Below are 26,227 nucleotides of genomic sequence, written 5' to 3'. Positions count from 1 at the left end.
CAACAAATTAGGCCGTTATACGCGGTTTTTCGTTCGATTCCAGAGACATACGCTGGGCTTCCTTCCTCAACGGACCTCCCCCATGAAAATTGCTCTCGTTGGTGCCACCGGCAACATCGGCCGTGAAATCACCCGTCAGGCCCTCGCCCGCGGCCACCAGGTCACCGCCATCGTGCGCCGTGAGACCGACCTCCCGGCGGAACTGGACGGCGCCCAGCTGGCCGTGGCCGCGCTGGATGACACCGACGCGCTGGCCGCCGTGATCGCCGGCCATGACGTCCTGGCCAGCGCCTTCGGCCCGCGCCCGGGCGATGCCCCGACCACGGTGACCACCACCAGTGCCGCCCTGGTCGCCGCGGCGCGCCAGGCCGGCGTGCCCCGCTTCATCATGGTCGGTGGCGCCGGCAGCCTGGAAGTTGCCCCGGGCGTGCAACTGGTGGACACCGAGGGCTTCCCCGACGCCTACAAGCCGGTCGCCCTGGCCGCCCGCGAGACGCTGAAGCAGCTGCGCGCCGTCGACGACCTCGACTGGACGTTCTACTCCCCGGCCGCCGAAATCGGCCCCGGCCCGCAGCGCGGCGGCTTCCGCACCCAGGCGAAGAACTTCCTGGTCGGCGATGACGGCCACAGCCGGATCAGCTACGCCGACTACGCCGACGCCTTCGTCAGCGAAATCGAAACCCCGCAATACCTGCGCCAGATCGCCACCGTCGCGTACTGAGCCCTGCCCGCCCCGGCGATCCCCGCCGGGGCCCTGGATGGAACCGCCTCCATGCCCACGCTCTCCCGCACCACCCTGGCCCTCAGCCTCGCCCTGATCACCGGCCTCACTGCCCTCATCCCGGCCACCAGCCACGCCCGCCCCGCCGCGAACGCACCCGCGCAGGCCGCTCCCCTCGCGGTGCAGCCGTACCACCCCGGCGACGACGCCCTGTTCGCGGTCTCCTCCACCCTGATCACCGGCCGCCACGACGCCATCCTCGTGGATGCCCAGTTCGCCGCCACCGATGCCGCGCAGCTGGTCCAGCGCATCCGTGACTCGGGCAAACGCCTGACCACGATCTACATCAGCCACGGCGACCCCGACTACTACTTCGGCCTGGCCACCCTGCAGGACGCCTTCCCCGACGCCCGCATCCTCGCCACCCCCGCCACCGTCGCCCACATCAACGCCACCCAGGCCGCCAAACTCGCCTACTGGGGTCCCCAGATGGGCGCAGGCAAGCCGAGCCGCATCGTCATCCCCGCCCCACTGGACGGCGACACCCTCACCCTCGAAGGCCAACCGATCAAGATCATCGGCCTCACCGGCCCCACCCCGGACCGCACCGTCCTGTGGATCCCCGCCCTGCGCACCCTCCTCGGCGGCATCCCCATCGTCGCCGGCGAACACGTCTGGATGGCCGACACCCAAAGCGCCCAATCGCACGCGCACTGGCTACAGACACTGGCCACGATCAAAGCCCTGAACCCCACCCGCGTCATCCCCGGCCACTACGCAGCCGATGCCGCCCTGGACATCAGCGCCGTGGATTTCACCGCCGACTACATCCGCGCGTTCGACGAAGAAACCGCACGCAGAAAAGATGCCAACGCACTCATCGCCGCGATGAAAAAACGCTATCCGAATCTGGCGGGCGAGAGTTCACTGGAACTGAGCGCGAAGGTCGCCAAGGGTGAAATGCAGTGGCCGTAATGACGCATCCGTAGAAACCAAACGTCATTCGCGAATCTCGAAACGCACGACGCGTTTCCCCTCTGCGCACCGACCCAGTGTCGGAGGGACGGCGCGGGTGGGGTATCGGGACCGTGTGTTGCCATGGATGGCAACACACGAGCTTACAGGGACGTACTTGCAGCGGGTCCCGGTACCCCACCCGCGTCGTCCCAAACCCTCATCACCCGAACACCAGCGCATCCGCCGTTGCCGTTGCCGTTGCCGTTGCCGTTGCCGTTGCCGTTGCCGTTGCCGTCAACACTTGAACAGATCAAGAAAACGGCAAGAAACGCGGACGAATACCGCCCAGCTACACATCACCAAGATGATCAAACAACCCCGGCTGGCGAACCACCTCCCGCTCCCGGAATCCCCCCAACCCCACCCCCACCAACCGATACCGCGTCTCCAACGGCAACTCCACCCGCGCCCGCAACCCCAACGCAATATCGCGCAGTTCCTCCACCGAATCCGGCGGCGACTCCGGCGTAAAACTGCGCGTAATGATCCGGAACTGCGACGTCTTCAACTTCAACACCACCGTATGCCCCACCCGGTCCGTCTTGCGCGTCGCCAGCCACGTCTTCTCCGCCAACTGCACGATCGCCGGCGCCAGATCCTCCAACAACAGATCCTCGGCGAACGTATCCTCCGACGAGATCGACTGCACCGGCTGATCCGGCTCCACCGGCCGCTCATCCACACCGCGCGCACGATTGAACAACCGCCCACCAAACGTCCCGAACCGCGCCTCCAGTTCCTCCAGCGGCAGCGCACGCAGATCACCCACCGTCGCCACGCCCAGCTCGGCCAGCTTCGCCGCCATCACCTTGCCCACGCCCGGCACACGGTTCACCGGCAACGGCGTCAGGAACTGCTCGATACGATGCGGCGGAACCACGAACTGCCCATCCGGCTTGCGCCAATCCGAGGCGATCTTCGCCAGGAATTTGTTCGGTGCGATCCCGGCCGAGGCGGTCAACTGCGTCTCTTCGCGGATCTGCGCGCGGATGATCTGCGCGATCTCCGTCGCCACCGTCATCCCGCCCTTGTGCTCGGTCACATCCAGATACGCCTCGTCCAACGACAACGGTTCCACCAGATCCGTATGCCGCAGGAAAATCTCGCGCACCTGGCGTGACACCGCCTTGTAGCGGGCGAAATCCGGCGGCACGAATACCGCATCCGGACACAACCGCTCCGCGCGCAGCGCCGGCATCGCCGAACGCACCCCGAACACCCGCGCCTCGTACGAGGCCGCGCAGACCACCGAGCGCATCCCACGCCACGCCACCACCACCGGTTTACCCCGCAACGAAGGGTCGTCACGCTGCTCCACGGACGCGTAAAACGCATCCATGTCGACGTGAATGATCTTGCGGGGGCGGGACACGGGCGTTGGCACTCGAATTCAGATGAACAAGATTACAGCCACACGCCGCAGTATGGTTGTTGGATAACAACAACATGCGTTTTTGAACCTGAAAACACTACGGCGGCGTACGGTTAAAACGTTTGATTGAATCACTTTTTCTCATGCACTCTTGAGTACTTGCTTCATGCAAGAGCAGTCGACCTGTGGTCGGCTCACCCCGATGACAACTTCCTCAGGATTGCGTTTTCCATGACTCGTCTCAACGCGTTCTCGCGCGACCAGCTGCTGGCCAGCGCCCGCGGTGAACTGTTCGGCCCGGGCAGCGGCCGCCTGCCCAATGATCCGATGCTGATGTTCGATCGCATCACCGATATCCGCGAGGACGGCGGCCCACACGGCAAAGGCATGGTACGCGCGGAACTGGATATCCGCCCTGACCTGTGGTTCTTCGACTGCCACTTCCTCGGCGACCCGGTCATGCCCGGCTGCCTCGGCCTGGATGCCATGTGGCAGCTGACCGGCTTCTTCCTGACCTGGATCGGTGCGCCCGGCCGTGGCCGCGCCCTGGGCTGCGGTGAGGTGAAATTCACCGGCCAGGTGCTGCCGAGCGCCAAGCGCGTCACCTACGAAATCGACATCTCGCGCGTCATCAACCGCAAGCTGGTGATGGCACAGTCCGACGCCCGCATGCTGGTGGACGGTCGCGAAATCTACTCTGCCAAAGACCTGCGTGTAGGTCTGTTCACTTCCACTGAGAACTTCTGATGCGTCGCGTCGTCATTACCGGAATGGGCATCACCTCGTGCCTGGGCAACGATCTGGACACCGTGTCCACTGCACTGCGTGAAGGCCGCGCCGGCATCCGCCACCTGCCCGATCATGCCGAAGCCGGCCTGCGCAGCCATGTCGGCGGCAACATCGAGCTGGACCTGGATGCGCAGATCGACCGCAAGGTGAAGCGCTTCATGAGCGATGCCTCGGCGTACGCGTACATCGCCATGCGCGATGCGATCGCCGATGCCGGCCTGGACGAGGCGCAGGTCGCCAACCCGCGGACCGGCCTGATCGCCGGCTCCGGCGGCGGCTCCAGCCAGTGGCAGGTGGAATCGGCCGACATCCTGCGCGCCCGTGGCGTGCGCAAGGTGGGCCCGTACATGGTGCCGCGCACGATGTGCTCCACCGTGTCGGCGTGCCTGGCCACGGCGTTCCAGATCAAGGGCCTGAGCTACTCGCTGTCGGCCGCCTGCGCCACCTCCGCGCATTGCATCGGTGCCGCCGCGGATCTGATCCGTCATGGCGCGCAGGACGTGATGTTCGCCGGTGGCGGTGAAGACCTGCATTGGTCGATGAGCGTGATGTTCGATGCGATGGGCGCCCTGTCGACCCGCTTCAACGACACGCCCGCCTCGGCCTCGCGCCCGTACGACAAGGACCGCGACGGCTTCGTCATCGCCGGTGGCGGCGGCATGCTGGTGCTGGAAGACTACGATCACGCCGTGGCCCGTGGCGCGCGCATCTATGCCGAGCTGGTCGGTTACGGCGTCACCTCCGATGGCGCCGACATGGTCGCCCCGTCCGGTGAAGGCGCGGTGCGCTGCATGAACATGGCGATGGAGCACATCACCGCCCCGATCGACTACCTCAACACGCACGGCACCTCGACCCCGCTGGGCGACGTCACCGAGCTGAAGGCGGTGCGTGAAGTGTTCGGCGAGAGCATTCCGCCGCTGTCCTCGACCAAGGCGCTGTCCGGCCACTCGCTGGGCGCGGCAAGCGTGCACGAAGCGATCTACTGCCTGCTGATGATGCGCGATGGCTTCATCGCCGGCTCGGCCAACATCGGCGAGCTGGACCCGCTGGTGGAAGGCTTCCCGATCGTGCAGCAGACCCAGCCGGCACAGCTAAACACCGTGATGTCCAACAGCTTCGGCTTTGGCGGCACGAATGCGGCGTTGGTGTTCAGCCGCCTCTGAGTGCAGCTGCGGTATATACGAAAAAGCCCGGCCATGTGCCGGGCTTTTTCGTGGTGCACGCGATCAATGCCCGGTGTATCGGCGAGCCGGGCGGGATATCACCGCGCGCCGGTCACCGGCAGCAGCGGCATCAACAACGCCCGTGCATCCAGCAGCGAATCCACGATGCGATGCCCCAGCGCGCGCAGTTCCTCATCCGGATGCACCAGGTCCGGCACCTGGATGGCGGTCATGCCCGCACCCACGGCCGCGCGGATGCCGGCCGGGGAATCTTCCAGCGCCAGGCAGCGCGCCGGGTCCTTGCCCAGCTTCTGCGCCGCCAGCAGGTAGATGTCCGGGGCGGGCTTCGGATGCGACACATCGCTGCTGGTCACCACCACCTCGAAGAACGGCAGCAGCCCGGCCGCCGCCAGCTTGCGCGAGGCACGCGGCTGGCGGGTGGAGGTCGCCACCGCACGTGGAACGCCATGCTCGTGCAGCAGCTGCAGGACCTCCAGGATGCCGGGGCGCAGCGGCAGACCCTGCTGCGTGCGCGCTTCGTACAGTTCGTGGCAACGCGCGAACAGCGCAGCGACCTGCTCGGCAGTGACCGTCTGCAGCAGCAGGCGCTCGCAGTCGCGGTCGCCCAGGCCCACCATGCGCAGCCAGAACCGTGCCGGGAACGGCAGCGCCAGCTCCTGCGCCGCCTGCGACCAGCACGCGATCGAGACGCGCTCGCTGTCGATCATCAGGCCGTCCATGTCGAAGATGACGGCGTCGGGCAGGAACGGCAGCGCGGCGAAGGCGGTCATGGAACGTTGAACAGCGTCTCGAGATCGGCCGCATCGAGCATGCGCCACTCACCTTCAGGCAGCTCGCCCAGCGACAGCCCGCCGATACGGCTGCGGTGCAGCGCCTCGACGTGGTTGCCGACGGCCGCGAACATCCGGCGGGCCTGGTGGTAGCGGCCTTCATGCAGGACCAGCTGCGCCTGGCGCGGGCCGTTCACGTGCAGCTCGGCCGGCAGCAGGGGCTTGTCGTCCGATTCCAGCAGCAGGCCGCCGCTGGCGAAACGCGCGGTTTCATCGCCGCGCAGGTCTTCGGCCAGGGTGACCTCGTACGCCTTGTCCAAGCGCGACTTCGGCGACACGATCCGGTGCAGCAGCGCACCGTCGTCGGTCATCAGCAGCATGCCGCTGGTGTCACGGTCCAGGCGGCCCACCGAGGACAACACCGGCGCACGGTCGCGGTAACGCGGCGGCAGCAGGTCGTAGATCAGCCGGCCTTTGTCCTTGGTCGAACAGGTGTAGCCACGCGGCTTGTGCAGCAGCAGGGTCAGCCCCTGCGGCGGGTCCAGCGGCTCGCCCTCGACCCGGATCGCCTCGTGCGCGACCGCGTCATCGGCGTACAGCACCTCGCCCTCGGCATCGGTGATCAGGCCGGCGCGGAACATCCCCTGCACCTGCTTGCGGCTGCCATAGCCCAGGTTGGCCAACAGCTTGACCAGCTTCATGCGCGGCCTCCGCGGCCCCACTTCGGCTCGGTGCTGCGCGGCGTGCGGACCGGCGTGGCGCTCTTGCTGGCCTTGGTCGCTTCGATCAGCTTGAAGCCATCGCGCTCGGCCGCCACACGCACCTGGCCGAAGCTCTCGTTGAGAATGTGCTCGTACGGCAGGTGACGGTTGGCCACCAGCCACATGCGACCGCCCGGGCGCAGCGCCTGCGCGGCCACGGCGATGAAGCGCTGGCCGATATCGGGGCGATCCGCGCGCGACGGGGTGTGGAACGGCGGGTTGGTCACAATGAAGTCGTACTCGCCCTCGATCCCGGCGGTGACGTCCTGCCAGTGATAGGCCAGCGCGGCGGGCTTGCCGAGCGCGGCGAGGTTCTCGCGGGCCAGCGCCAGCGCGCGGCCTTCGGCCTCGTACAGGTCCAGCGCGCTCACGTTCGGGCAGCGCGCCAGCACTTCGGCGGACAGATAGCCAAAGCCGGCGCCGAGATCGGCACCACGCCCGGCCAGATCGGCCGGCAGCTGTTCGACCAGCAGCGCCGAGGCGGGATCGATGCGGTCCCAGGCGAAGATGCCCGGGCGGCTCTGGAAGCGGCCGCCAAGGATCGCGCGCGGCGCGTCCAGGGTTGCCCAGCGCTGCGCGAGCGCGGCGTCGTGCTGGCCGTTGAGCGGCGCAGTCCAGTAGGCACGGCAGTGGTTCTTGGTCAGCTTGCCGCCGAGGCCGGCCAGCTGCTGCAGGTCGCCTTCGCCGGAGCGGGCGCCTTCGTTGTTGTGCTGGCAGGCCACCACGATCCCGCCCGGGGCGGTCAGGGCCAGCGCACGGGCGAACAGGGCCTTGGCTTCCTCGCGCTGGCGCGGCGGCAGCACCAGCACCACGGCGTAGCGGGTGGCATCACCGGCCAGCTGCTGCTCGTCACGGACGGTCCAGCCGCTGGCTTCCAGGGCATCGGCAAACGGGCGGAAGCTCTGCTCGCAGACCAGCTGCGCCGGCTGGGCGTGCTCGCGCAGCGGCGCGCCATCGCGGGCGCGCAGGAACAGCACGGGGCCGGCCGGCCAGGACAGCACGCCACTGGCGAACGGCAGGAACAGGGTTTCCAGGGGAGCGTCGTGCTGGGCAGCCATGCGGAGGGCACATCTTGAAAAGAGGCCGCCATTCTACCGGTTCGCCCCGCCAGCCCCGGATTTGCGTTTATTCAACGTCCTGTTGATGCCCTGACAACATCCCAACCGGCAGGGTGGAGCCTCACTTCCCGTGGAGATGGCACATGCGTGCATTGTTTGTCGGTGGCGTAGTCGACAACAGCGAGATGGACATGGAGGGCAGCCAGCCACCGGTGCACTACCCCGAAGATACCGGCGGCGGCCATTCGCGCTACCGCCTGCATCAGATCGGCAAAACCTCGGATGGCAACGTGGCGTATGCCGTGTATGGCGCCCCGGACCTCGCCGATGAAGAGGTGGCCCGGATTGCCGATGAACGGGCCTACGCGCGCCGTTTCGAGGCCGAACCCAGCGAATTCACCCACTGAGCCCAACCCCACCGCGCCTGCCCGCCGCGATCACTCGCGGTAGGGCAGTTGCCGGATGGCCGTGATCTGATCCAGCCACACCACGTGCTGCTGGACCGGCGTATCCAGATCGTCCAGCCGCAGCTGGCCATTGCTGCCTTCGTTTTCGTCGGCGTCGCGGTATTGCTGAAGCGTCGGCTGCACCGCCACGGTGCCGAGCAGGCGGCTGCCATCCTCAAGCGTGAGTTCGACCTGGGTCTGGCCGTGCAGCTGAGGCAGCAACGCCTCCAGCGCCGCGATGGCGGTCGGGTCGGTATGGATGCGGGGGGCGTAACGGGACATGGCAACTCCTGTGGCGTACGCCCCCAGTGTGCCCGCGGCGACGTCAACACGCCGCCAACGCAGGACTCAGCGCGTACCGCTCAACACACCGCGCACGGCCGCCACCAGCTGGGCGACGGAATACGGCTTGGCGACATGCTCCTGGAAGCCGGAGGCCAGCGCGCGCTTGCGATCATCCGCCCGCGCCAGCGCGGTCACCGCCACGGCCGGGAGCGCCGCTGGCTCGACCCCCATGTTGTCGCGCAGGGTGCGGACCAGGCCATAGCCATCCATGCCCGGCATGCCGATATCCGTCAGCAGCGCATCGATGCCGTCATGCCCTTGTTCGTTGAGCAGGGCCAGTGCTTCACCGGCCGAGGCGGCGGTGGTGACCGAGGCACCCTGCTCTTCCAGCAGGCGGCGCAGGTATTCCAGCACTTCGGGCTGATCTTCCACGGCCAGCAGGTGCAGGCCCTTGAGCGGATACGGCTCGATGATCTGCTCGGGAATCGGACCACTGAACACTTCGCGCAGCGGCCGGCCATCGGCCTGCGGCTGGTAGCGCGGCAAGCGCACGGTGAACGTGGAGCCGTGACCGTGGCCCTCGCTGCTGGCCGCCACCGCGCCTCCATGCAGCTCCACCAGCTGCTGCACGATCGCCAGGCCCAGCCCCAGCCCACCATGTCGGCGGGTGGTGGTTCCATCAGCCTGGCGGAAGCGACTGAACAGATGCCGCAGGAACTCCGGCGCGATGCCGTCGCCGGAATCGCTGACGTTGATCGACCAGTGCCCACCGTCTTCGGCCAGGGTCAGCACCACCCGGCCCTCGGCCGGGGTGAACTTGATGGCGTTGGAGAGCAGGTTCCACAGCACCTGCTGCAGGCGCGTGGCATCGCCGAGAACCAGACACGGCTCGTCGGGCATCACCAGCTCCATCGACAACGCCTTGCCCTCGGCGACCAGCTCCTGCGCGCGCATCGCTTCGTCCAGCTGCGTGCGCAGGTCCAGCATTTCCACTTCCAGCTGCACCTTGCCGAGCAGCATGCTGCTCAGGTCCAGCATGTCCGAGATCAGCCGCTTCTGCGCCATCGCACTGCTGGCGATCACGCCCAGGCCCTTGTACATCGGGCTGGTGTTGTCGATGCGCTGGAGCAGCAGTTCGCTCCAGCCCAGGATGGTGGTCAATGGCGTGCGCAGCTCATGCGAGAGCGTGGCCAGGAATTCGTCTTTCAGGCGCGCCATGTTCTCGGCCGCACTGCGCGCGGCGCGTTCGGACTGCAGCAGTTCTTCGCGCGCCATTTCGATCTCGCGGCGCTCGGTCACGTCCGGGCTGCTGCCGGCCAGACCGATGAACCGCCCCATCCGCGAGAACCGCGGGCGGGCATTCATTTCCAACCAGCGCCACTGGCCATCGGCGCGACGGCCGCGGACCAGGGCGTGCATGGACCGCTGCGATTTCAAGGATTCCTGCAACTCGTAATCGAACACGGAGGCGTCATCCGGGTGCACCAGGCCGCGCCAGACATCGTCGGGCACGCGCTGCTCATCACCGCCGAAGAACTCACTGAAAGCACTGTTCACGAAGCGCGAATGGCCGCGCTCGTCCAGCACCCAGACCGGCATGGGCAGGCCATCAGCCAGCGCACTGAAACGCGCTTCGCTTTCGGCCAGCTCCACTTCGATGTGCTTGCGGTGGGTAATGTCGAAGAACACCACCGCCACCAGATGCTCGTCCGGCTCGCCCACGCTGACCGCTTCCACCGAATACCAGCGACCCAGCGCGCGCGCTTCCATCTCGAACTGTCTTGCCTGCCCGCTGAGCGCCACCTCGCCGTAGGTGCGGTACCAGTCCGACTCATGCCCCGGCTGCAGGCTGCTCATCCGCTGCCCGCAGACATTACTCAGCCCCGTATTGCGCGAAAACGCCTCGTTGACCTCGACAAAGCGGTAGTCGACCCCGACCTGCGCCTCATCGAAAATCACCTCGATGATGCAGAAGCCCGCATTCAGCCGCTCAAGGACCGTGCGATAGAGGGCCGGATCCGGCGATGCGGCCAGGAAAGAGGAGCGTTCCAACGTCGAAGTGGGCAGGCTGGACAAGGGCGTCAATGGGGCAACTGGCGAGACAGAGGGACACAGGATCGGCCAATGCGCGTATTCGCAGTGTCAAGCGCGGCCAGCCCCGGACGGTGCGGCCTGGATGAATTGGCGCCAACCGCAGCAGCGGAGCATACACGCGTGGATTGTCGGCCACCCGGATCGGGATCACACTGAGGGCCTGATCCCACTCGTGATCGCGATGCAGGAGTTGTCATGAACCGTACTTCTCTGTGGGCCGGGGCATTGGCCGGGCTGCTGCTGATGGGCAGTGCGGCGGCAGCCCCGCGGACCGTGACCGATCCCCAAGCGCCCCGGGCGCTTGAGACTGACGGCCCGGTGCAGGTCGCCTGGACCGACCCGGCCCAGTTCACCGAGATCCGCCAGAGCAGCAACCGTTTCGAGGCCGAGCGTGGTGACTGGGTACAGCAGCTCGCCAAGTATGTGCGGACTACGGCCAGCAAGGAGTTGCAGCCGGGCCAGACGCTGGAGGTGACCTTCACCGACATCAAGCGCGCCGGCGACTACGAGCCGTGGCATGGCCCACGAGCCGACGACATCCGGGTCATGCGCGATATCTACCCGCCGCGCGTGACGCTCACTTACACACTCAAGAATGCCCAGGGCCAGGTGCTCGGCGAAGGCGAGCGCAAGCTGCAGGACACCGGCTACCTGCACAACATCGGCCGGCAGAGCGATACCGACCCGCTGCGCTACGAGAAGCGCCTGCTGGATGATTGGATCCGGCGCGATCTGCGCAATGAGGCCACGGCGAGTACCTGAGCCATCCCTCAGCCGGTGTACTCGCGCACCACCCGCTTCACGCCGCACGGCAGCTGGTAGGCACTGACCCCGCACAGCGGCGCCAGGGCCTCGATGCGCGGCGCATCGCCCCACAGCGTCACCGTGCTGCCGATCCCGGCCTGCGGCAGGTGGGTGAGATCCACGGTGAGCATGTCCATCGAGACCCGACCGATCACGATGCCGGACTGGCCGTCGATGCGCACCGGGGTGCCGTTGGGCGCGAACTGCGGGTAGCCATCGGCATAGCCGAGTGCCACGACGCCGACCCGGGTCGGTCGCTGCGCGACGAAGCGCGCGCCATAGCCGACCGGTTCGCCCACGGCGATATCGCGGACAGCGAAGATCTTCGAGCGCATCGTCATGACCGGGCGCAGACGCTCGGTCAGCGCCGTGTGCGCCGGCATCGGGTTGATCCCGTACAGCATCAGGCCCGGGCGCACCCAGTCGCTGCGCACGTCCGGCCAGCCCAGCAGTGCCGGGGAATTGCACAGGCTGGTCTGCCCGGCCAGGCCCTCGATGGCCGCGGCGAACACATCGGCCTGCTCGCGGGTACGCGGGCTGTCCAGTTCGTCGGCACGCGCCATGTGGGTCATCAGCACCATCGGCCCGACATGCGTCAGCGCACTCAGCGTGGCATGCGCGGCGCGGAACTCGTCCGGCCACAGGCCCAGCCGGTGCATGCCGCTGTCCAGCTTCAACCACACGGTGAGCGTGGCGGTGGTCTGGAACGCGGCCACCGCCTCGACCTGCCACGGTGCGCCAACGGCGAACCACAGGTCGTGCTCGACGATCAGCGGCAGTTCGTCGGCATCGAAGAAGCCCTCCAGCAGCAGGATCGGGCCGGTGATGCCGGCCTGGCGCAGTTCCAGCGCTTCCTCGATGCAGGCCACGCCGAAGGCATCGGCCTCGGCCTGCAGCGCGCGCGCGCAGCGCACCGCACCGTGGCCGTAGGCATCGGCCTTGATCACTGCAACGGCCTTGCCGCCCCCCAGTTCGCGTGCCAGCCGGTAGTTGCTGCGCAGCGCGTCCAGATCAATCAACGCACGGGCTGGGCGCATGAACTCGGCTCACGGTGACGGACGGATGCGGCGTGGTGGCTGTAGCGGAAGATATCCAGGCCTTCGGTGCTGATCTGCGGCTGGCGGGCATCCATCAGGTCGGCCAGGTAGCGGCCGGAGCCGCAGGCCATGGTCCAGCCCAGGGTGCCGTGGCCGGTATTGAGGAACAGGTTGCGGTACGGCGTGGCGCCGACCACCGGGGTGCCGTCCGGCGTGGCCGGGCGCAGGCCGGTCCAGAACTCGGCGCGCGACAGATCGCCGCCCTCCGGGTACAGATCGCGTACCACCTTCTCCAGCGTGGCACGGCGGCGCGGTGAGAGGGACAGGTCGAACCCGCCCACTTCAGCCATGCCACCCACGCGGATGCGGTCGTCGAAACGGGTCACGGCCACCTTGTAGCTTTCATCCAGGATGGTCGAGGTCGGGGCCATCGCCGGGTTGGTGATCGGCAGCGTCAGCGAGTAGCCCTTGAGCGGGTACACCGGCAGCTGCATGCCCAGCGGGGCGACCAGCGACGGCGAGTAGCTGCCCAGCGCGACCACGTAGTGATCGGCGGTTTCCAGCTTGCCGTCGATGCGCACGCCGGTGATGCGGTCGCCCTCGCTCTGCAGGCCGGCGATGTCCTGATCGAAACGGAATTCGACCCCGGCATCGACGCACATCTGCGCCAGGCGACGGGTGAACAACTGGCAGTCACCGGTCTGGTCGCGCGGCAGGCGCAGCGCACCGACCAGCATGTCCGCCACGCCGGCCAGCGCCGGTTCGTGGGCGATGATGCCGTCGCGGTCGAGCACCTCATACGGCACGCCGTACTGGGCCAGCACTTCGATGTCCTGCGCGGAGGCATCCAGCTGCTGCTGGGTACGGAACAGCTGGGTAGTACCCAGGTCGCGGCCTTCGAATTCGATGCCGGTCTCGCGGCGCAGCTCGTTGAGGCAGTCGCGGCTGTACTCGGACATGCGCACCATGCGCGCCTTGTTGATCGCATAGCGCTCATGGGTGCAGTTGCGCAGCATCTGCGCCAGCCAGCGGTACTGGTGCCAATCCAGGCCCGGGCGGATTGCCAACGGCGCGTGTTCGGAGAACAGCCACTTGACCGCTTTGAGCGGCACGCCCGGGGCGGCCCACGGGGAGGTGTAGCCGAACGACAGCTGGCCAGCGTTGGCGAAACTGGTTTCCAGCGCCGGACCGGGCTGACGGTCGACGACCGTGACTTCAAACCCGGCCTGCCGCAGGTACCAGGCACTGGTCGTGCCGATCACACCGCTGCCAAGGACTAGAACGCGCATGACACCTCTCCAACCCGATCATTCCCTGCGCAGGAGCACGCCGGGACCATAATTGAGGAAGTATAGTCAGCCTAAACCAATCAATTCGCCTGTTTTTTGGCCTACAGGCAGGGTATTGTCCTGCAAACCCCCTTGAGAGGCTGACGCCGATGGCCGTGCGTGCCCGCGAACTGGACAAGATCGACCGGAAAATCCTGCGCATCCTGCAGGTGGAGGGTCGGATTTCCTTCACCGAACTGGGCGAGCGGGTCGGGCTGTCGACCACCCCCTGTACCGAGCGCGTGCGCCGGCTGGAGCGCGACGGGGCCATCACCGGGTACTACGCCAAGCTCGATCCGCACTACCTTAAGGCCAGCCTGCTGGTGTTCGTGGAGATCAGCCTGGCCTACAAATCCGGCGACATCTTCGAGGAGTTCCGGCGTGCGGCGCTGAAGCTGCCCAACGTGCTGGAGTGTCATCTGGTCTCGGGCGATTTCGATTACCTGCTCAAGGCGCGCATCAGCGAGATGGCCTCGTACCGCAAGCTGCTCGGCAGCACCCTGCTGACCTTGCCGCACGTGCGCGAATCCAAGAGTTACATCGTGATGGAAGAGGTCAAGGAGACCCTGACCCTGCCGATTCCGGATTGATCCCGTTGCTTGGCTGAGCTGCAGGGCTGAAACGCAAAAAAGGCGGCGCGCCTGTGCGCACCGCCTTCGTTCATTGCGTCAAGCGCATCAGCGCTGCTGTTTCTGGTCCTGATGCTTCTGGTCCTGCTGCTTGCCGCCCTTTTGATTCTGCTGGTCCCACTGCTGCTGGTTCTGCTGGCCGGGCTTCTGGTTCTGCTGCTGACTGCCCTGCTGCTCCTGCGGCATCTTGCCGGGACTGCGGTTCTGCTGGTTAGCCATGATTGCACTCTTCTTGAAAACCTCGGGGATGCGCTGTGTTTCGGCGCACGCACAGGGTCCCGCTGATCCGGTTAATCACAGGCGAAAAAACGGTGAGGCGAAACGTTGACGGGGATGACTGCGGGTCCTCGATGTAAACCGTTCAGATGACCGACGCCGCCGTGGCGGCGATCACGGCTTGATCTGGTGTCCATCGCCGCTGGGAAGCGAGTCGTAGTAACGGCCCGTGCGGGTATCGAGCACCCGGTTCGGCCCGACCTGCCTGGCCCCCGGAATGATCCGGCCATGGCGGTCATACACCTTGCTCTGCACTGCGGGCCCCTGCATCGGCGCAGGCTGCGAAGGCCCCTTGCTCTGGATGGGGTGCGTGCGGAGCTGCTGCTGGGTCTGCGCGGACGACTTCACCGGGGCCATCTGGCCAGAGAGGCTGTCGGCCGGTGCCGGCTGCACCGGCGTAGGCAGCGGCACGGGCGTCGGCTGCGGGGTGACGACCGGACGCGTCGCGGTGGGCTTGGGCGGCGGACCGATCTGCGCACCTGCCGCCAAGGGCAGCACCACCAGCAGGGCGGCGAGGCAGCGTGAGCGGTACATGGCGATCTCCCGGGCAGCGGTTCAGACCTTCACCATGCACCGGCACGGGTATCAGCACGATGAACGACGCCGGGTTGGAACACGCTCCGCCCGGCCCTATGTAGAGGGTCTCCACGTGAGGACTGCCCATGACTGCTTTCGACCTCTCCCCGCCCAGTGACGCCCAGCGCCAGACCTTGATTGCCGGCCTCAACGCCGATGAGCAGCGCGTGCTGCTGCACCACGGCACCGAAGCGCCGTTCTGCGGGGTGTTCCTGGACAACAAGCAGGACGGGGTCTACGGCTGTCGGCTGTGCGGCCTGCCGCTGTTCCGTTCCAGCACCAAATTCGACTCCGGCACTGGCTGGCCGAGCTTCTTCGCCCCGTTCGATCCGGCCCATGTGCGCGAGATCCGGGACGCCAGCCACGGCATGATCCGCACCGAGATCGTCTGCGCCCGCTGTGACAGCCATCTCGGCCATGTGTTCCCGGACGGCCCGCCGCCGACCCATGAACGCCACTGCCTGAACTCGGTCTCGCTCGCGTTCACGCCGAACGGCCAGCCCTACCCGGACCCGCTGCAGCGCGGGGGCGCCGAGGCTGAGCCCGCTGCCTGAATTCGCAAAAGTGTGACATTGAGCGAACGCCCCCCTTCAGAAAAAGGGTGAACGGGCCGACATGGAGGTATCCCCTCCCCGCGTCGGCCCCATGCTCATCATCGTTGGATTCCTCGTCGTCATCCTCAGCGTGCTCGGTGGTTACGTGGGCGCGCACGGCAAACTCGGCGCGCTGTGGCAGCCGTATGAGCTGGTCATCATCGGCGGCGCGGCGCTGGGCGCCTTCCTGGTGGGCACCCCGATCAAAACCGTGAAGCAGACCCTGCAGGCCACGGTGGGTGTATTCAAAGGCCCGGCCTACAAGCAGCAGGACTACATCGATGTCCTGAGTCTGCTGTACGAACTGCTCAACAAGGCCCGCCGCGAAGGCTTCATGGCGCTGGAAGACCACGTCGAGCGCCCGGCCGAAAGCAGCATCTTCGCCAATTACCCCAAGGTGCAGGCCGACCACCATCTGGTCGACTTCATCACCGACTGCCTGCGCCTGATGATCGGCAGCAACATCGAGCCGCACGAGCTGGAACCGCTGCTGGAGATGGAGCTGGAGAAGCACCACGCCGAAGCCATGCAGCCCTCGGCGGTGCTCAACAAGGTCTCCGACGGCCTGCCCGGCTTCGGCATCGTGGCCGCGGTGCTGGGCATCGTGATCACCATGGGCTCCATCGGCGGCGCCATTGAAGAAGTCGGCGCGCACGTTGCCGGCGCACTGGTCGGTACCTTCCTCGGCATCCTGCTGGCCTATGGCTTCGTCAGCCCGCTGGCGGCCGCGGTGGAAGCCCGCGCCGAGCAGGACAGCCGCATTTACGAGTCGGTCAAGACCGCCTTGCTGGCCTGCCTGCGGGGCTACAACCCGAAGATCGCGCTGGAATTCGCCCGCAAGACCCTGCCGTCGAACGTGCGCCCGGGCTTCAGCGAATTCGAAGCGCACCTCAAGACGGTCAAGTAAGGCACCGCCATGGCCGAGAACAAACCCACCGTCATCGTCCGCCGGGTCAAGAAAGGCGGCCATGCCGCCCACCATGGCGGTGCCTGGAAGGTCGCCTACGCCGACTTCGTCACCGCGATGATGGCCTTCTTCCTGGTGCTGTGGCTGATGGCGGCCACCACCAAGCCCGAGCGGGCGGCCATTTCCGAGTACTTCCGCAACCCCAGCCCGCTGGTCGGACAGAGCTCGACCCCGGCCCCGGGCATGGCCGGCCCGGGCGGTGCCAGCACCTCGATGATCAAGCTGGGCGGCGCCACCGATATCTCACGCGGCAACAGCAACGACCCCTTCCAGAACCAGCAGGCCGCCAAGCCGGTGCCGCAGACCGACCGCGAGCGTGAGAAACAGCAGCTCGAAGCCCTCAAGCAGGAACTGGAAGAAGCCATCAGCAAGAGCCAGGCACTGGAGCCGTTCAAGGACCAGCTGCTGCTCGACCTGACCCCGGAAGGCCTGCGCATCCAGATCGTGGACAAGCAGAACCGCCCGATGTTCGACATGGGCAGTGCCACGCTCAAGCCCTACACGCGCGAGATCCTGCGCGAGCTGTCGCAGTTCATCAACCACGTGCCGAACCGGATCAGCATCACCGGCCACACCGATACCACCGCGTACAACGCCGTGCATGGCTACAGCAACTGGGAGCTCAGCGCCGACCGCGCCAACGCCGCCCGCCGCGCCCTGCTCGACGGTGGCATGACCGAAGACAAGGTGACCCGCGTGGTCGGCCTGTCGTCCTCGGTGCTGTTCGACAAGGCGCAGCCGGACAACCCGATCAACCGGCGAATCAGCATCGTGGTGATGACCAAGGCCGCCGAGATCGCCGCGCTGGCGGGGGCAGGCCAGGAAGTGGCGCTCTCGCCCACCGCCGCCGACGCCGATATCCAGGCGGCCCTGGCGCCGGCTGTCGCGCCTTAAGGGGCGCGGCGGCGGGGGCTGCAGGGGGAATTCAGGGAATCCGTGGAGCCGGCCGGCGGCCGGCACTACAATGGGTCTTCCCTTTTGTAGATAGACGGCACTCATGTCCAAGCAGTCCAAGGCCAAGCGCGACAAGCGCAAGAAGCAGCAGCCCAAGCGTCCGATCAACCGCCTCAACGCCCAGCAGCCGGTGCAGAACCATGCCGTGCTGACCAACGAAGAAGGCCAGGTCGTCGCGGCGATCGGCCTGCAGGGCACCGAGTGGCTGCTGGCCATCGGCGGCCAGACCATGGGCAACGCCGACAACCCGGTCCCGATGCTGGCCATGCTCAAGCACCTGTCCAACGTCCAGGAAAAGGAAGGCCGCAAGGTCAACCTGGAGTACTCGACCCAGCTGCAGCAGCTGATCGACGACCTGGCCGCTGACGAAGGCAAGACCGCCGACGAGTACCTGTCGCAGCTGGTCTCCGAATTCGAAGGCGTGGAAGGCGAAGGTGACGACGAGGCCGAAGACGCCGAGATCGTGACCGATGCTGCCGTCGAAGTCGCAGCCGATGCCGAGCCGGCCCCGGCCGCCAGCGACGACAAGCCGCAGGCCTGAGCCACGGCCACCCGGTGACGGTCTATATCGACGATGCGGTACATCCCTGGCGTGGTGAACGCTGGGCGCATCTGATGGCCGACACCCTGCCCGAGCTGCACGCCATGGCGGCGCAGCTCGGGATTCCGCGGCGGGCGTTCCAGAACCGCCGCAGCGGCGCGCATTACGACGTGCCCGCCCCGCTGCGCCTGCAGGCGATCGCCCTGGGCGCACAGGCCATCTCACGGCATACCGACCGCGCGCTGGTCAAAGCGGTCATCGCCAACGCGCGTGGGCAGTACCTGCCCTAGGCGTCGGTGCCGACCGTTGGTCGGCACACGCCGACCGCGGTCACGCCCTCAGAACGGATCGCTGCCCGGCCGCACTTCCACGCCCAGCAGCGAGCACAGCGCCAGCATCGCATCGTCATCGCGGTTGAGCGCCATCCACCCGGCCAGGGTGTCATTGCCCGTATCCACGCTCCACAGCGCGTAGTTGTGCTCGCGCAGGCGGTCATGGGCGGTGGCCATCAGCATCGGGGCATCCACCTCGGCGGCGAAATCCTCATCGTCCAGGTCGCCGCCCCAGTCGATCTGCAGGTTCCAGCGCGCGGACAGCTCGTTCACCGCCGACATCAGCGCATCGGCATCGCTGCGCTCCACCTCGAACCCGGATTGCCAGGCGATCGCCGCCATCATCGGCGGCAGCCAGTCGGCGTCCTCATCAATGCCTTCGCCGCTCTCCAGCAGCGCCTCGCGCCAGCGATTGAACTGCTGCAGGGCCAGTTCCTCATCGCCCGGGTTGATCAGCACGAACAGATTCCAGATCCGTGCCTCGAAATCGTCTTCGTCGAAATCGCGTTCCTCTTCTTCGAAGTCGAAATAATCGCTGTTGTCGGGCATGGCCGGTATTCCTGGAGACAGGGGCGCATTCTGCCGTGCAAGGGCGTTGGCAGGAAGCGAAATTCGGCGCGGGGCCCGCTGCGGTTTATCCTGTACGGCAGAAGGCGGCCTTGGTGGTCGTCAGCATCCTGTGACCATGAGCGATACCCCTCCCGATCACCTGGCGATCAACCCGACCAGTCCCTTCCACGATGCCGCTGCGCTGGAGCGCGGCGTGGGCATCCGTTTCAACGATGTCGAACGCGACAACGTTGAAGAGTATTCGGTCAGCGAAGGCTGGATCCGCGTGCAGGCCGGCAAGGCCCGCGACCGCCGCGGCAACCCGATGACGATCAAGATCAAGGGCACCGTGGTGGCCTACTTCCTGGATCAGAAGCCGGACGCCTGATCCCACGGTTGCCGGCGACGCCTGATCCACGTGTGCCGGGGTAGAGCCACCCCATGGGTGGCTGCCCTTCGTCCCGGACGCGTGGGTTCCAGTGGGTCCGCGCAGCCACCCATGGGGTGGCTCTACCCGTGACACGGTGCGGCCTCAATCGCGTTGCCGCGTCTCCAGCAGGTCCAGATTGCGGATCAACCTGCGTGAGATCTCATCGGAGATCTTGCCGCGCCGGGTCAGGCGGAACAGCTCTTCGCGCTCGGCGGTGAGCCCGGCGGTGCGCAGTTGGCGATAGCCCTGCTCCATCCGCTTGACCTTGTCCGGATCGGCATCCGGCCCGGCGTCCTTCTCCAGATTGCGCTGGTACAGCAGGCTCACCCGGGAGGCGGCGTCGTTGTAGAGCTGCACGTTCTCGGTGGTCTGGTTCTGCACCAGCTGCTGGCGCGTGCGCTCCACGCCGGCCAGCGCGGCCTTGGCGGCCAGCTTGCGGGCCAGGTCCTCCTCTTTGCGCTCGCCCGAATCGGCCGGCAGTTCCAGGCCCTTGAGCAGGCGCGGCAACGCGATGCTGGCGCCGACCAGCGAGAACAGGATCACCGCCGCGGCCAGGAAGATCACCAGATCACGCGCCGGGAAGGCGCTGCCGTCGGGCAGGAACAGCGGCAGGGTCAGCACGCCGGCCAGGGTGATCGCCCCGCGCACCCCCGCCACCGAGGTTGCCACCACGATCCGCCAGGAGGTGCCCTGCCGGGCCTCGCCACGATGACGTGCGCGCAGCAGGCTCCAGCGCAGCGACAGCCACACCCAGGCCAGGCGCAGCAGCACCAGCGCCAGATTGATCACCACCACGTACACCAGCAGCCACCACGCGCTGTGGTGCCCGCTCTCGCTGACCGTCTTGATCGCGCGCTCCACGATGCCCGGCAGCTGCTCGCCGAGCAGCACGAACATGATGCCGTTGAAGCTGAACTGCAGCATGTTCCACACGGCGGTGCGCTGCACGCGCATGCTGCCGGACACGCGGCCGCTCAGTTCCACATAGCTCATCGTGATGCCCGCAGCGACCGCCGAGAGGATGCCCGAGGCGTTGAACTCTTCGGCCAGCAGGTAGGCCGCGAACGGAATCAGCAGGTTGACCAGCAGCGCCGCGCCCGGCTCCTCGCCGAAGCGCCGCCACAGCCAGCGCTGGAAGGTGGAGACGCCCAGCGTCACCGCGACACCGATCGCCAGCCCGGCCACCGCCACCCACAGGAACGTCAGCGAGGCGGTCGCCAGCGAGAACGAGCCGGTCATCACCGCCGCCACCGCAAAGCGGAAGCAGACCAGGCCGGAGGCATCGTTGAGCAGTGACTCGCCTTCCAGGATGTGCATCAGCCGCTTGGGAATCGGCGCACGCGAGGCGATCGAACTCACCGCCACCGGGTCCGTCGGCGAGATGATCGCGGCCAGGGCGAAGGCCACCGCCAGCGGCATTACCGGGATCATCCAGTGGATCAGGAACCCGGCCCCGATCACGGTGAACACCACCAGCCCGAAGGCCAGCTCCAGGATCACGCCTTTATCGCGGAACAGGCCCTGCTTGGGGATGCGCCACCCATCCAGGAACAGCAGCGGCGGCAGGAACAGCAGGAAGAACATCTCCGGCTCGAGCGCGTGGCCGCGGTTGAACACCCCGGCAATGACCGCGCCCAGCCCGATCTGCACCAACGGCAGCGGCAGCGACAACGGCAGAACGCGGACCAGGTAGCCGCTGGCGACCACCGCCACCAGCATCGCCAGGACGACTTCAATGGTATGCATGCATTTTCCAGTAAGCAGCGCGGGGGAGGCTGCAGGCAGCCGGCGCCGGAAACAGGAAAAAACGTACCACACGTGCGCCACCACGCGAACGCACCGCGCACACCAGGCTCAGTCCGCGGACAGCACTGCGCTCACGCGGCGCGCTGCTGCGCGTCGGCGCCGTCGAAGCGATAGATGTCCATCGCCAGGAAACCGGCATCGATGCCGGCATCGATACGCTGCGCGCCGAGCGCATCGCCACCGGCTGCGCCCATCGCGACGTGCAGCGGCTGCAGGTGCTCGTCGCTGGGGTGTGCCTGCGCGGCGTGCGGGGCCTGACGGCGGTAGTCCAGCACGGCGGCACTGTCGTCGGCCTGCAGGCGCTGCTCCACCCACTCGATGAAGGGCCGCACGTACGGCGCTTCCTTGCCGTCCTGGTAGCTGCGCCAGTCGTGCAGGTTGTGGGTGATGCTGCCCGAGCCGATCAAGAGCACGCCCTGCTCGCGCAGCGGCGCCAGCGCGCGCCCCAGCGCGAACTGATGGGCCGGCCCAAGCAGCGGCTGGATCGCCAGCGGCACGACCGGGATCTCCGCCTGCGGGTACAGAAAGCGCAGCGGCACCCAGGCACCGTGGTCGAGACCGCGCTGCGGGTCGATTGCCGTCGGCAGGCCGGCCGCGGTCAGCCGCTGCGCGATCTCCTGCGCCAGCGCGGGGTCGCCCGGCGCCGGGTACTGCAGGTCGAACAGCGCCTGCGGAAAACCACCGAAATCGTGGATGGTCGGCGGCTGGGCATGCCCGCCGACCACAGGTTGATGGGTCAGCCAGTGCGCCGAGGCCATGACGATCGCGCGCGGTCGCGGCAACCGCGCCGCCAGGGCCGCCAGGCGCTCACCGACCAGACCGGGGTTGAGCGCGGTCATCGGCGAGCCGTGGGAGATGTACAGGGAGGGCAAGCGGGACATCACGGACTCCAGTAGCGCTACGACGGCCCTGAGCTTATTGCGCGCAGCCTTGCCAATAAATACGATGCATCGACGCTGTTTATTTCGGAAAGAGAAACAATGGACACTCTGGACGCCATGCGTGTGTTTGTCGCCGTGGTCGAGCGCAACGGCTTCAGTGCCGCCGCGCAGGCCCTGGACCTGTCCACCGCAGGGGTGACCCGGCAGATCGCCGCACTGGAAAAGCGCCTCTCGACCCGGCTGCTCAACCGTACGACCCGCCGCGTGAGCCCGACCAGCACGGGCGCGGCCTATTACGCCGAGTGCGTGCGGTTGCTGGCCGAGTTCGATGCGCTGGAGGCCGGCATCAACGCGCAGGCCCTGGAGCCTTCGGGGCGGCTGCGCATCAACGCGCCGGTCAGCTATGGCATCGCCCGGCTGGGCCCACTGCTGGCCGGCTATCGCGCGCGGTATCCGCAGGTGGAACTGGACCTGTCGCTGTCCGACCGCCTGGTGGACATGGTCGAAGAAGGCTACGACCTGGCGATCCGCATCACCCGCCAGCCCAGCCCGGCACTGATCGCGCGCAAGCTGGCCGACGCCCAGATCAGCCTGTGCGCCGCGCCGGCGTATCTGGATGCGCATGGTCGCCCGCAGCAGCCCGAAGATCTCGCCGCGCACGAATGCCTGCAGTACAGCTACTGGGGCGGCGGGGACGCGTGGCAGCTGCAGGGGCCACGCGGGGAGGTATCAGTGCCGATCAGTGGCGGCGTACGCGCCAACAACGGCGACGTGCTGCGCGAGGCCGCGATTGCCGGCATGGGCATCATCGTGCAGCCGGACTTCCTGGTGGCCCAGGCCATCGCCGATGGTCGATTGGAGCGGGTACTGCCCGAGTGGGCGGTGCCGGGCATCGGCATCCATGCGGTGTACACCAGCCGCAGCCATCTGGCGCCGAAGGTGCGCAGCTTCATCGATTACCTGGTGGTCGCGCTGGGCGGATGACGCGTGGCGGCGCCCGGGCAGCGCCCGGCGCTACGCCTCCACCGACTCCAACTGCGCGATCACCTTGGCCAACGGCATCGGCCGACCCAGCAGATAGCCCTGCACCTGGTCACAGCCATGCGCGGCCAGCCACTGATGCTGGCCGGGGGTCTCCACGCCTTCGGCGATGATGGTCAGCCCCATGCTGTGACCCAGCGACAGCAGCGCGCGGCAGATCGAGGCGTTGCGCGGATTGGTTTCCACATCCGCCACGAAGCTGCGGTCGATCTTCAGGATGTCCAGCGGCAGATGCTGCAGGTAGGACATGTTCGAATAGCCGGTACCGAAATCGTCCAGCGAGATGCAGATGCCCTGCTCATGCAGGCGCTGCATGGTCTGCTTGGCCTGACCGGGCTTACGCATCAGGCTGCTCTCGGTCAGCTCGACCTGCAGCGCACCTCGGGCCAATCCGAACTCCTGGCTGGCGCGGGTGAACTCGGCCACCAGGTCGCTGTTGAAGAACTGCACCGCCGAGACATTCACCGCGATCGGCAGGTCCCAGCCCGCATCGACCAGCTGGCGCTGTGCCTGCGCAGCGGAGCGGATCACCCAGCGGCCCAGCGCGAGGATCAGACCGGTGTCTTCGCACAGCTGGATGAACTCGCCCGGCGGAATGAAGCTGCCATCGGCCTGCGGCCAGCGCAGCAAGGCCTCCAGCGCCGCCGGGGTGCTGTCGGCCGCATGGCAGATCGGCTGGTAGTACAGCTCGAATTCGGTGTCGATGGCACTGTGGATGCGCCCGGCCAGGCGCAGCCGTTCGGCAAGACGCGAACTTACCGTGTTGTCGTACCACGCGATCACGTTGCCCTCGTCGCGCGCGGCGTGGGCGGCCTGCGCGGCCATGCCGATCACCTGTTCGGCCGTGTTGGCATCGCCGTCGAACTTCACGGCCACGCCGATACGGGGCTCGAACTGATGCAGCCAATCCTGCCCGCGGACCGGCTCGGACACGGTCTGCACCAGCGTATCCAGCGCGGTCTGGCGCTGATGGTCGTCGCGGATGGCGAAGATGAAATCCTCTGCCGGCTGGAACGCCAGCAGCCCATAGCGCACACCGAGTCCGCCCAAACGCTTGGCCATCGCCTGCAGCACCACATCGCCCACCTCGCGGCCGAGCGTATCGGAGACCAGCTGCAGGCCACGGAACTGCACGTAGGCAATGGTGTACGCGCCGCCCTCTTCGTCCAGCTGCTCGGCCAGTGCACGCGTGTTGAGCAGGCCGGTGGCCGGGTTGTGGGTGGCGTGGTACGCCAGATCGCGCTCGTAGGCCAGCCGCTCGCTGACGTCCTCGGCCAGCACCAGGCACGCCTGGCGGCCGTCGAAATCCAGCCGCGCCAGATGCGCGCGGACCTCGAAGATCGTGCCGTCCTTACGCTGGTGCAGGCGCACCTGCGCATCCACATCGCCGATCCGTGCCAGCGCGATGGCGCCGCGGATTTCCTCCCAGCCTTCGCGCGGGCGGATGTCCAGGATGCTCATCGACAGGAATTCATCGCGGCTGTAGCCGTACTGCCGCACGGCCGCTTCGTTGACCTCCAGGAAGCGCAGCGTGTCCGGATCGAACACCCAGAACGGTGCCGGGTTGCGGTCGAACAGCAGGCGGAACTGGCGCTCGGCCTGCTGCGCACGGGCCAGCGCGTCCACCCGTTCGCTGACGTCGGTCAGTGCCCCCATCATGCGCCGCTCGCGATCGACCACGGCCACGCGCTGGCCACGCGCGGAGACCCAGCGGATCGCACCGCCCGCCAGCACCAGACGGAACATTTCATCCAGGACGCCGTTGCCGGCAAACGCGGCATCGAAGGCCACCTGCATGCGGGCGGTGTCTTCATGGTGGATGCGGGCGAAGAAGTCGGCGACCGGCAGGCTGTCGATCTCCACATCGAAGATCTCCCGCGCCAGCGGCGACCAGCGCAGCAGGCAGGCATCCTCGTCCACGTACCAGGTGCAGACCTTGCCCACCTGGTGGGCCATGCGCAGCTCGGCGTGGCCGGTGCGCAGTTCCTCGGTCAGGCTGTCCTGATCGCGGGTGGCCCGGCGCAGGCTGACATAGACCGCCCCGAACAGCATCCAGTACAGCAGGTACACCCCGATCGAGGCCTGTACATAGGGCCACCAGGCCGCCAGCACATCGCGGCGCCCCAACCCCGTATAGACCGCAAGCGGGTACTGCGCCAGCGTACTCAGGCTGGAAATCCGCTCGATGCCATCGACCCCGCTGGTCTCGGTGCCGAGCGGCGTCAGCGCGTCACGGCGCAGCAGCTCGCGCTTGCTCAGGCCGAAGCGATGCCCCACCACGCCAGCGGGATCGGGACTGCGCGCCAGGACATACCCGTAGCGGTCGGTGATCGAGACCACCCCGCTTTCGCCGGTGTCCATGCCGCTGATGATCGAGTGCAGCTCATCGGTGCGCAGGCGCGCCAGCAGCCAGCGGTCCTCGCCCATGCGCAGCGCCAGCGGGAGCACCCAGCGTGAAGCGTCCTGTGCCTGTGGCGGGCCGATGTACAGCTGGCTGCTGCTGCCACGATTGTCCTCCACCGCCCACAACGGCAGCTGCAGATCGCCGCTGCCACTGGTCAGCGCGCGCCCGTGCTGGTCGGCCACCACGATGCTGTGCAGCTCGGCATGCCGCTGCAGCACGCCACTGATGGCGTCGTCGAGCAGATCCGGCGCCTGGGACGGTACCCGCCGGAACAGCAGCGCGCCATCCTCGGCAATGCCCTGCATGGCCCGCTCCAGATTGCGCAGCTCCAGCCGCAGCAGGCGCTGGGCCCCGGTCGCCAGCGCCGAGCTCTGCCGCTGCGCAGCCTCCTGTCGACGCTGATAGTCGTTGGTCAGCATCGCCACCAGCCCGATCGCCAGCAGCACGCCCAGGGAAACCCCCAGCCACACGATCGTCCGCAATGGCCGTGCCATGGCACGGCTCAACGCGGGCACCGCAACGCTCTCGTACACCGACGGGCTGATTTCATCTGTAGCGCTTCCTGGCTTCCCCAAACCT

The 26,227-nt window shown here is 67.2% G+C and carries 28 protein-coding genes; 14 read left to right on the top strand and 14 right to left on the bottom strand.

The window, feature by feature from the left end; genetic code table 11:
• Positions 1 to 82 precede the first annotated feature (82 nt).
• Both ACWV8V_RS15995 and ACWV8V_RS15990 read left to right on the top strand, forming a co-directional pair.
• Entirely contained in the window at positions 83 to 721 is a 639-nt protein-coding gene (locus ACWV8V_RS15995; protein WP_455900206.1) for an NAD(P)-dependent oxidoreductase, read from the top strand.
• 51 nt (positions 722 to 772) lie between these two features.
• Complete coding sequence (locus tag ACWV8V_RS15990; RefSeq protein WP_455900205.1) at positions 773 to 1,696, top strand: MBL fold metallo-hydrolase; 924 nt, start codon at positions 773 to 775, stop codon at positions 1,694 to 1,696.
• Between the two features lie 331 nt (positions 1,697 to 2,027).
• On the opposite strand, the gene dinB is transcribed toward ACWV8V_RS15990, so the two are convergent.
• Positions 2,028 to 3,110, bottom strand: a complete 1,083-nt coding sequence (gene dinB, locus ACWV8V_RS15985; protein WP_123731280.1) for a DNA polymerase IV — start codon at positions 3,108 to 3,110, stop codon at positions 2,028 to 2,030.
• Positions 3,111 to 3,341: 231 nt separating this feature from the next.
• Between dinB and fabA the strand changes: the two genes are divergently transcribed.
• Both fabA and fabB read left to right on the top strand, forming a co-directional pair.
• Complete coding sequence (gene fabA / locus ACWV8V_RS15980) at positions 3,342 to 3,857, top strand: 3-hydroxyacyl-[acyl-carrier-protein] dehydratase FabA (protein WP_070471641.1); 516 nt, start codon at positions 3,342 to 3,344, stop codon at positions 3,855 to 3,857.
• Positions 3,857 to 5,065, top strand: coding sequence for a beta-ketoacyl-ACP synthase I (fabB, locus tag ACWV8V_RS15975; RefSeq protein WP_259261723.1), 1,209 nt, complete (start codon positions 3,857 to 3,859; stop codon positions 5,063 to 5,065). The genes fabA and fabB overlap by 1 nt, the downstream gene beginning before the upstream one ends.
• Before the next feature lie 98 nt (positions 5,066 to 5,163).
• On the opposite strand, the gene ACWV8V_RS15970 is transcribed toward fabB, so the two are convergent.
• Genes ACWV8V_RS15970 through ACWV8V_RS15960 form a run of 3 tightly spaced genes read right to left on the bottom strand, consistent with a single transcriptional unit; the run spans position 5,164 to position 7,675 of the window.
• Positions 5,164 to 5,856, bottom strand: coding sequence for an HAD family hydrolase (locus ACWV8V_RS15970; protein ID WP_455900204.1), 693 nt, complete (start codon positions 5,854 to 5,856; stop codon positions 5,164 to 5,166).
• A complete protein-coding gene (locus ACWV8V_RS15965) occupies positions 5,853 to 6,557 on the bottom strand; it encodes a pseudouridine synthase (protein ID WP_123731283.1) in 705 nt (234 codons plus the stop codon). Before ACWV8V_RS15965 ends, ACWV8V_RS15970 begins: the two co-directional genes overlap by 4 nt.
• Positions 6,554 to 7,675 (bottom strand): class I SAM-dependent methyltransferase, encoded by a 1,122-nt coding sequence (locus tag ACWV8V_RS15960; RefSeq protein WP_455900203.1) that lies wholly within the window; start codon positions 7,673 to 7,675, stop codon positions 6,554 to 6,556. The genes ACWV8V_RS15965 and ACWV8V_RS15960 overlap by 4 nt, the downstream gene beginning before the upstream one ends.
• Before the next feature lie 143 nt (positions 7,676 to 7,818).
• Between ACWV8V_RS15960 and ACWV8V_RS15955 the strand changes: the two genes are divergently transcribed.
• Positions 7,819 to 8,082: a hypothetical protein gene (locus tag ACWV8V_RS15955; protein WP_259261720.1), complete on the top strand. Its 264-nt coding sequence runs from the start codon at positions 7,819 to 7,821 to the stop codon at positions 8,080 to 8,082.
• 30 nt (positions 8,083 to 8,112) lie between these two features.
• Here the strand turns inward: ACWV8V_RS15955 and ACWV8V_RS15950 are convergent, their stop codons facing one another.
• The gene (locus tag ACWV8V_RS15950; RefSeq protein WP_259261719.1) at positions 8,113 to 8,403 is read right to left on the bottom strand and encodes a DUF3247 family protein; all 291 of its coding nucleotides are present in this window, start codon (positions 8,401 to 8,403) and stop codon (positions 8,113 to 8,115) included.
• A gap of 66 nt (positions 8,404 to 8,469) precedes the next feature.
• On the bottom strand, positions 8,470 to 10,473 hold the full coding sequence (locus tag ACWV8V_RS15945) for a PAS domain-containing hybrid sensor histidine kinase/response regulator (protein WP_455900306.1): 2,004 nt from the start codon (positions 10,471 to 10,473) through the stop codon (positions 8,470 to 8,472).
• Between the two features lie 222 nt (positions 10,474 to 10,695).
• Between ACWV8V_RS15945 and ACWV8V_RS15940 the strand changes: the two genes are divergently transcribed.
• Positions 10,696 to 11,262: a DUF3016 domain-containing protein gene (locus ACWV8V_RS15940; protein WP_455900202.1), complete on the top strand. Its 567-nt coding sequence runs from the start codon at positions 10,696 to 10,698 to the stop codon at positions 11,260 to 11,262.
• 8 nt (positions 11,263 to 11,270) lie between these two features.
• On the opposite strand, the gene alr is transcribed toward ACWV8V_RS15940, so the two are convergent.
• Positions 11,271 to 12,341 (bottom strand): alanine racemase, encoded by a 1,071-nt coding sequence (alr, locus tag ACWV8V_RS15935; RefSeq protein ID WP_455900201.1) that lies wholly within the window; start codon positions 12,339 to 12,341, stop codon positions 11,271 to 11,273.
• The gene (locus ACWV8V_RS15930; RefSeq protein ID WP_455900200.1) at positions 12,320 to 13,630 is read right to left on the bottom strand and encodes a D-amino acid dehydrogenase; all 1,311 of its coding nucleotides are present in this window, start codon (positions 13,628 to 13,630) and stop codon (positions 12,320 to 12,322) included. The genes alr and ACWV8V_RS15930 overlap by 22 nt, the downstream gene beginning before the upstream one ends.
• 149 nt (positions 13,631 to 13,779) lie before the next feature.
• On the opposite strand from ACWV8V_RS15930, the gene ACWV8V_RS15925 reads away from it, so the two are divergent.
• Positions 13,780 to 14,259 (top strand): Lrp/AsnC ligand binding domain-containing protein, encoded by a 480-nt coding sequence (locus ACWV8V_RS15925; protein ID WP_123731291.1) that lies wholly within the window; start codon positions 13,780 to 13,782, stop codon positions 14,257 to 14,259.
• An 87-nt stretch (positions 14,260 to 14,346) separates the two neighbouring features.
• Here ACWV8V_RS15925 and ACWV8V_RS15920 read toward each other — a convergent pair whose 3' ends face one another.
• Positions 14,347 to 14,517 carry a lana protein gene (locus ACWV8V_RS15920; RefSeq protein WP_123731292.1) on the bottom strand — a complete coding sequence of 57 codons (171 nt, stop codon included), beginning with the start codon at positions 14,515 to 14,517 and terminating at the stop codon, positions 14,347 to 14,349.
• 171 nt (positions 14,518 to 14,688) lie between these two features.
• On the bottom strand, positions 14,689 to 15,108 hold the full coding sequence (locus tag ACWV8V_RS15915; RefSeq protein ID WP_455900199.1) for a classical arabinogalactan protein 4: 420 nt from the start codon (positions 15,106 to 15,108) through the stop codon (positions 14,689 to 14,691).
• 128 nt (positions 15,109 to 15,236) lie between these two features.
• Here ACWV8V_RS15915 and msrB point away from each other — a divergent pair, with 128 nt between their 5' ends.
• The 5 genes from msrB to ACWV8V_RS15890 all read left to right on the top strand — a co-directional run bounded on the left by msrB (position 15,237) and on the right by ACWV8V_RS15890 (position 18,495).
• Complete coding sequence (gene msrB / locus ACWV8V_RS15910) at positions 15,237 to 15,704, top strand: peptide-methionine (R)-S-oxide reductase MsrB (protein WP_259261713.1); 468 nt, start codon at positions 15,237 to 15,239, stop codon at positions 15,702 to 15,704.
• Between the two features lie 91 nt (positions 15,705 to 15,795).
• Complete coding sequence (motA, locus tag ACWV8V_RS15905) at positions 15,796 to 16,650, top strand: flagellar motor stator protein MotA (RefSeq protein WP_123731295.1); 855 nt, start codon at positions 15,796 to 15,798, stop codon at positions 16,648 to 16,650.
• Between the two features lie 9 nt (positions 16,651 to 16,659).
• Complete coding sequence (gene motB / locus ACWV8V_RS15900) at positions 16,660 to 17,604, top strand: flagellar motor protein MotB (protein ID WP_123731296.1); 945 nt, start codon at positions 16,660 to 16,662, stop codon at positions 17,602 to 17,604.
• A gap of 103 nt (positions 17,605 to 17,707) precedes the next feature.
• Positions 17,708 to 18,205, top strand: coding sequence for a hypothetical protein (locus ACWV8V_RS15895; protein WP_259261712.1), 498 nt, complete (start codon positions 17,708 to 17,710; stop codon positions 18,203 to 18,205).
• A gap of 14 nt (positions 18,206 to 18,219) precedes the next feature.
• Entirely contained in the window at positions 18,220 to 18,495 is a 276-nt protein-coding gene (locus ACWV8V_RS15890; RefSeq protein ID WP_259261711.1) for a DUF4031 domain-containing protein, read from the top strand.
• Between the two features lie 48 nt (positions 18,496 to 18,543).
• On the opposite strand, the gene ACWV8V_RS15885 is transcribed toward ACWV8V_RS15890, so the two are convergent.
• Positions 18,544 to 19,086 (bottom strand): DUF6630 family protein, encoded by a 543-nt coding sequence (locus tag ACWV8V_RS15885; RefSeq protein ID WP_455900198.1) that lies wholly within the window; start codon positions 19,084 to 19,086, stop codon positions 18,544 to 18,546.
• Between the two features lie 136 nt (positions 19,087 to 19,222).
• On the opposite strand from ACWV8V_RS15885, the gene ACWV8V_RS15880 reads away from it, so the two are divergent.
• On the top strand, positions 19,223 to 19,474 hold the full coding sequence (locus ACWV8V_RS15880; protein WP_259261709.1) for a DUF3297 family protein: 252 nt from the start codon (positions 19,223 to 19,225) through the stop codon (positions 19,472 to 19,474).
• 144 nt (positions 19,475 to 19,618) lie between these two features.
• Here the strand turns inward: ACWV8V_RS15880 and ACWV8V_RS15875 are convergent, their stop codons facing one another.
• Together ACWV8V_RS15875 and ACWV8V_RS15870 are read right to left on the bottom strand one after the other, a co-directional pair.
• Positions 19,619 to 21,262 carry a Na+/H+ antiporter gene (locus tag ACWV8V_RS15875; RefSeq protein ID WP_259261708.1) on the bottom strand — a complete coding sequence of 548 codons (1,644 nt, stop codon included), beginning with the start codon at positions 21,260 to 21,262 and terminating at the stop codon, positions 19,619 to 19,621.
• A gap of 131 nt (positions 21,263 to 21,393) precedes the next feature.
• On the bottom strand, positions 21,394 to 22,203 hold the full coding sequence (locus tag ACWV8V_RS15870; protein ID WP_259261707.1) for a dioxygenase family protein: 810 nt from the start codon (positions 22,201 to 22,203) through the stop codon (positions 21,394 to 21,396).
• 99 nt (positions 22,204 to 22,302) lie between these two features.
• On the opposite strand from ACWV8V_RS15870, the gene ACWV8V_RS15865 reads away from it, so the two are divergent.
• Complete coding sequence (locus ACWV8V_RS15865) at positions 22,303 to 23,187, top strand: LysR family transcriptional regulator (protein WP_455900197.1); 885 nt, start codon at positions 22,303 to 22,305, stop codon at positions 23,185 to 23,187.
• Between the two features lie 30 nt (positions 23,188 to 23,217).
• Here the strand turns inward: ACWV8V_RS15865 and ACWV8V_RS15860 are convergent, their stop codons facing one another.
• Positions 23,218 to 26,142, bottom strand: coding sequence for a bifunctional diguanylate cyclase/phosphodiesterase (locus ACWV8V_RS15860; RefSeq protein WP_455900196.1), 2,925 nt, complete (start codon positions 26,140 to 26,142; stop codon positions 23,218 to 23,220).
• Positions 26,143 to 26,227 lie beyond the last annotated feature (85 nt).

The organism is Stenotrophomonas sp. Ker107b (genome assembly GCF_053847245.1).
This window is presented reverse-complemented; position numbering and strand designations above follow the sequence as displayed.

Bases quoted from the DNA above. Each gene is read 5' to 3' on its own strand.
- alr (WP_455900201.1), bottom strand. From the start codon at position 12,341: ATGCGCCCAGCCCGTGCGTTGATTGATCTGGACGCGCTGCGCAGCAAC.
- motB (WP_123731296.1), top strand. From the start codon at position 16,660: ATGGCCGAGAACAAACCCACCGTCATCGTCCGCCGGGTCAAGAAAGGC.
- ACWV8V_RS15930 (WP_455900200.1), bottom strand. From the start codon at position 13,630: ATGCGCGTTCTAGTCCTTGGCAGCGGTGTGATCGGCACGACCAGTGCC.
- ACWV8V_RS15915 (WP_455900199.1), bottom strand. From the start codon at position 15,108: ATGTACCGCTCACGCTGCCTCGCCGCCCTGCTGGTGGTGCTGCCCTTG.
- fabB (WP_259261723.1), top strand. From the start codon at position 3,857: ATGCGTCGCGTCGTCATTACCGGAATGGGCATCACCTCGTGCCTGGGC.
- ACWV8V_RS15865 (WP_455900197.1), top strand. From the start codon at position 22,303: ATGGACACTCTGGACGCCATGCGTGTGTTTGTCGCCGTGGTCGAGCGC.
- ACWV8V_RS15885 (WP_455900198.1), bottom strand. From the start codon at position 19,086: ATGCCCGACAACAGCGATTATTTCGACTTCGAAGAAGAGGAACGCGAT.
- ACWV8V_RS15940 (WP_455900202.1), top strand. From the start codon at position 10,696: ATGAACCGTACTTCTCTGTGGGCCGGGGCATTGGCCGGGCTGCTGCTG.
- ACWV8V_RS15925 (WP_123731291.1), top strand. From the start codon at position 13,780: ATGGCCGTGCGTGCCCGCGAACTGGACAAGATCGACCGGAAAATCCTG.
- ACWV8V_RS15960 (WP_455900203.1), bottom strand. From the start codon at position 7,675: ATGGCTGCCCAGCACGACGCTCCCCTGGAAACCCTGTTCCTGCCGTTC.
- msrB (WP_259261713.1), top strand. From the start codon at position 15,237: ATGACTGCTTTCGACCTCTCCCCGCCCAGTGACGCCCAGCGCCAGACC.
- ACWV8V_RS15995 (WP_455900206.1), top strand. From the start codon at position 83: ATGAAAATTGCTCTCGTTGGTGCCACCGGCAACATCGGCCGTGAAATC.
- ACWV8V_RS15965 (WP_123731283.1), bottom strand. From the start codon at position 6,557: ATGAAGCTGGTCAAGCTGTTGGCCAACCTGGGCTATGGCAGCCGCAAG.
- ACWV8V_RS15860 (WP_455900196.1), bottom strand. From the start codon at position 26,142: ATGGCACGGCCATTGCGGACGATCGTGTGGCTGGGGGTTTCCCTGGGC.
- fabA (WP_070471641.1), top strand. From the start codon at position 3,342: ATGACTCGTCTCAACGCGTTCTCGCGCGACCAGCTGCTGGCCAGCGCC.
- ACWV8V_RS15870 (WP_259261707.1), bottom strand. From the start codon at position 22,203: ATGTCCCGCTTGCCCTCCCTGTACATCTCCCACGGCTCGCCGATGACC.
- motA (WP_123731295.1), top strand. From the start codon at position 15,796: ATGCTCATCATCGTTGGATTCCTCGTCGTCATCCTCAGCGTGCTCGGT.
- ACWV8V_RS15895 (WP_259261712.1), top strand. From the start codon at position 17,708: ATGTCCAAGCAGTCCAAGGCCAAGCGCGACAAGCGCAAGAAGCAGCAG.
- ACWV8V_RS15880 (WP_259261709.1), top strand. From the start codon at position 19,223: ATGAGCGATACCCCTCCCGATCACCTGGCGATCAACCCGACCAGTCCC.
- ACWV8V_RS15970 (WP_455900204.1), bottom strand. From the start codon at position 5,856: ATGACCGCCTTCGCCGCGCTGCCGTTCCTGCCCGACGCCGTCATCTTC.
- ACWV8V_RS15990 (WP_455900205.1), top strand. From the start codon at position 773: ATGCCCACGCTCTCCCGCACCACCCTGGCCCTCAGCCTCGCCCTGATC.
- ACWV8V_RS15955 (WP_259261720.1), top strand. From the start codon at position 7,819: ATGCGTGCATTGTTTGTCGGTGGCGTAGTCGACAACAGCGAGATGGAC.
- ACWV8V_RS15875 (WP_259261708.1), bottom strand. From the start codon at position 21,262: ATGCATACCATTGAAGTCGTCCTGGCGATGCTGGTGGCGGTGGTCGCC.
- ACWV8V_RS15950 (WP_259261719.1), bottom strand. From the start codon at position 8,403: ATGTCCCGTTACGCCCCCCGCATCCATACCGACCCGACCGCCATCGCG.
- ACWV8V_RS15920 (WP_123731292.1), bottom strand. From the start codon at position 14,517: ATGGCTAACCAGCAGAACCGCAGTCCCGGCAAGATGCCGCAGGAGCAG.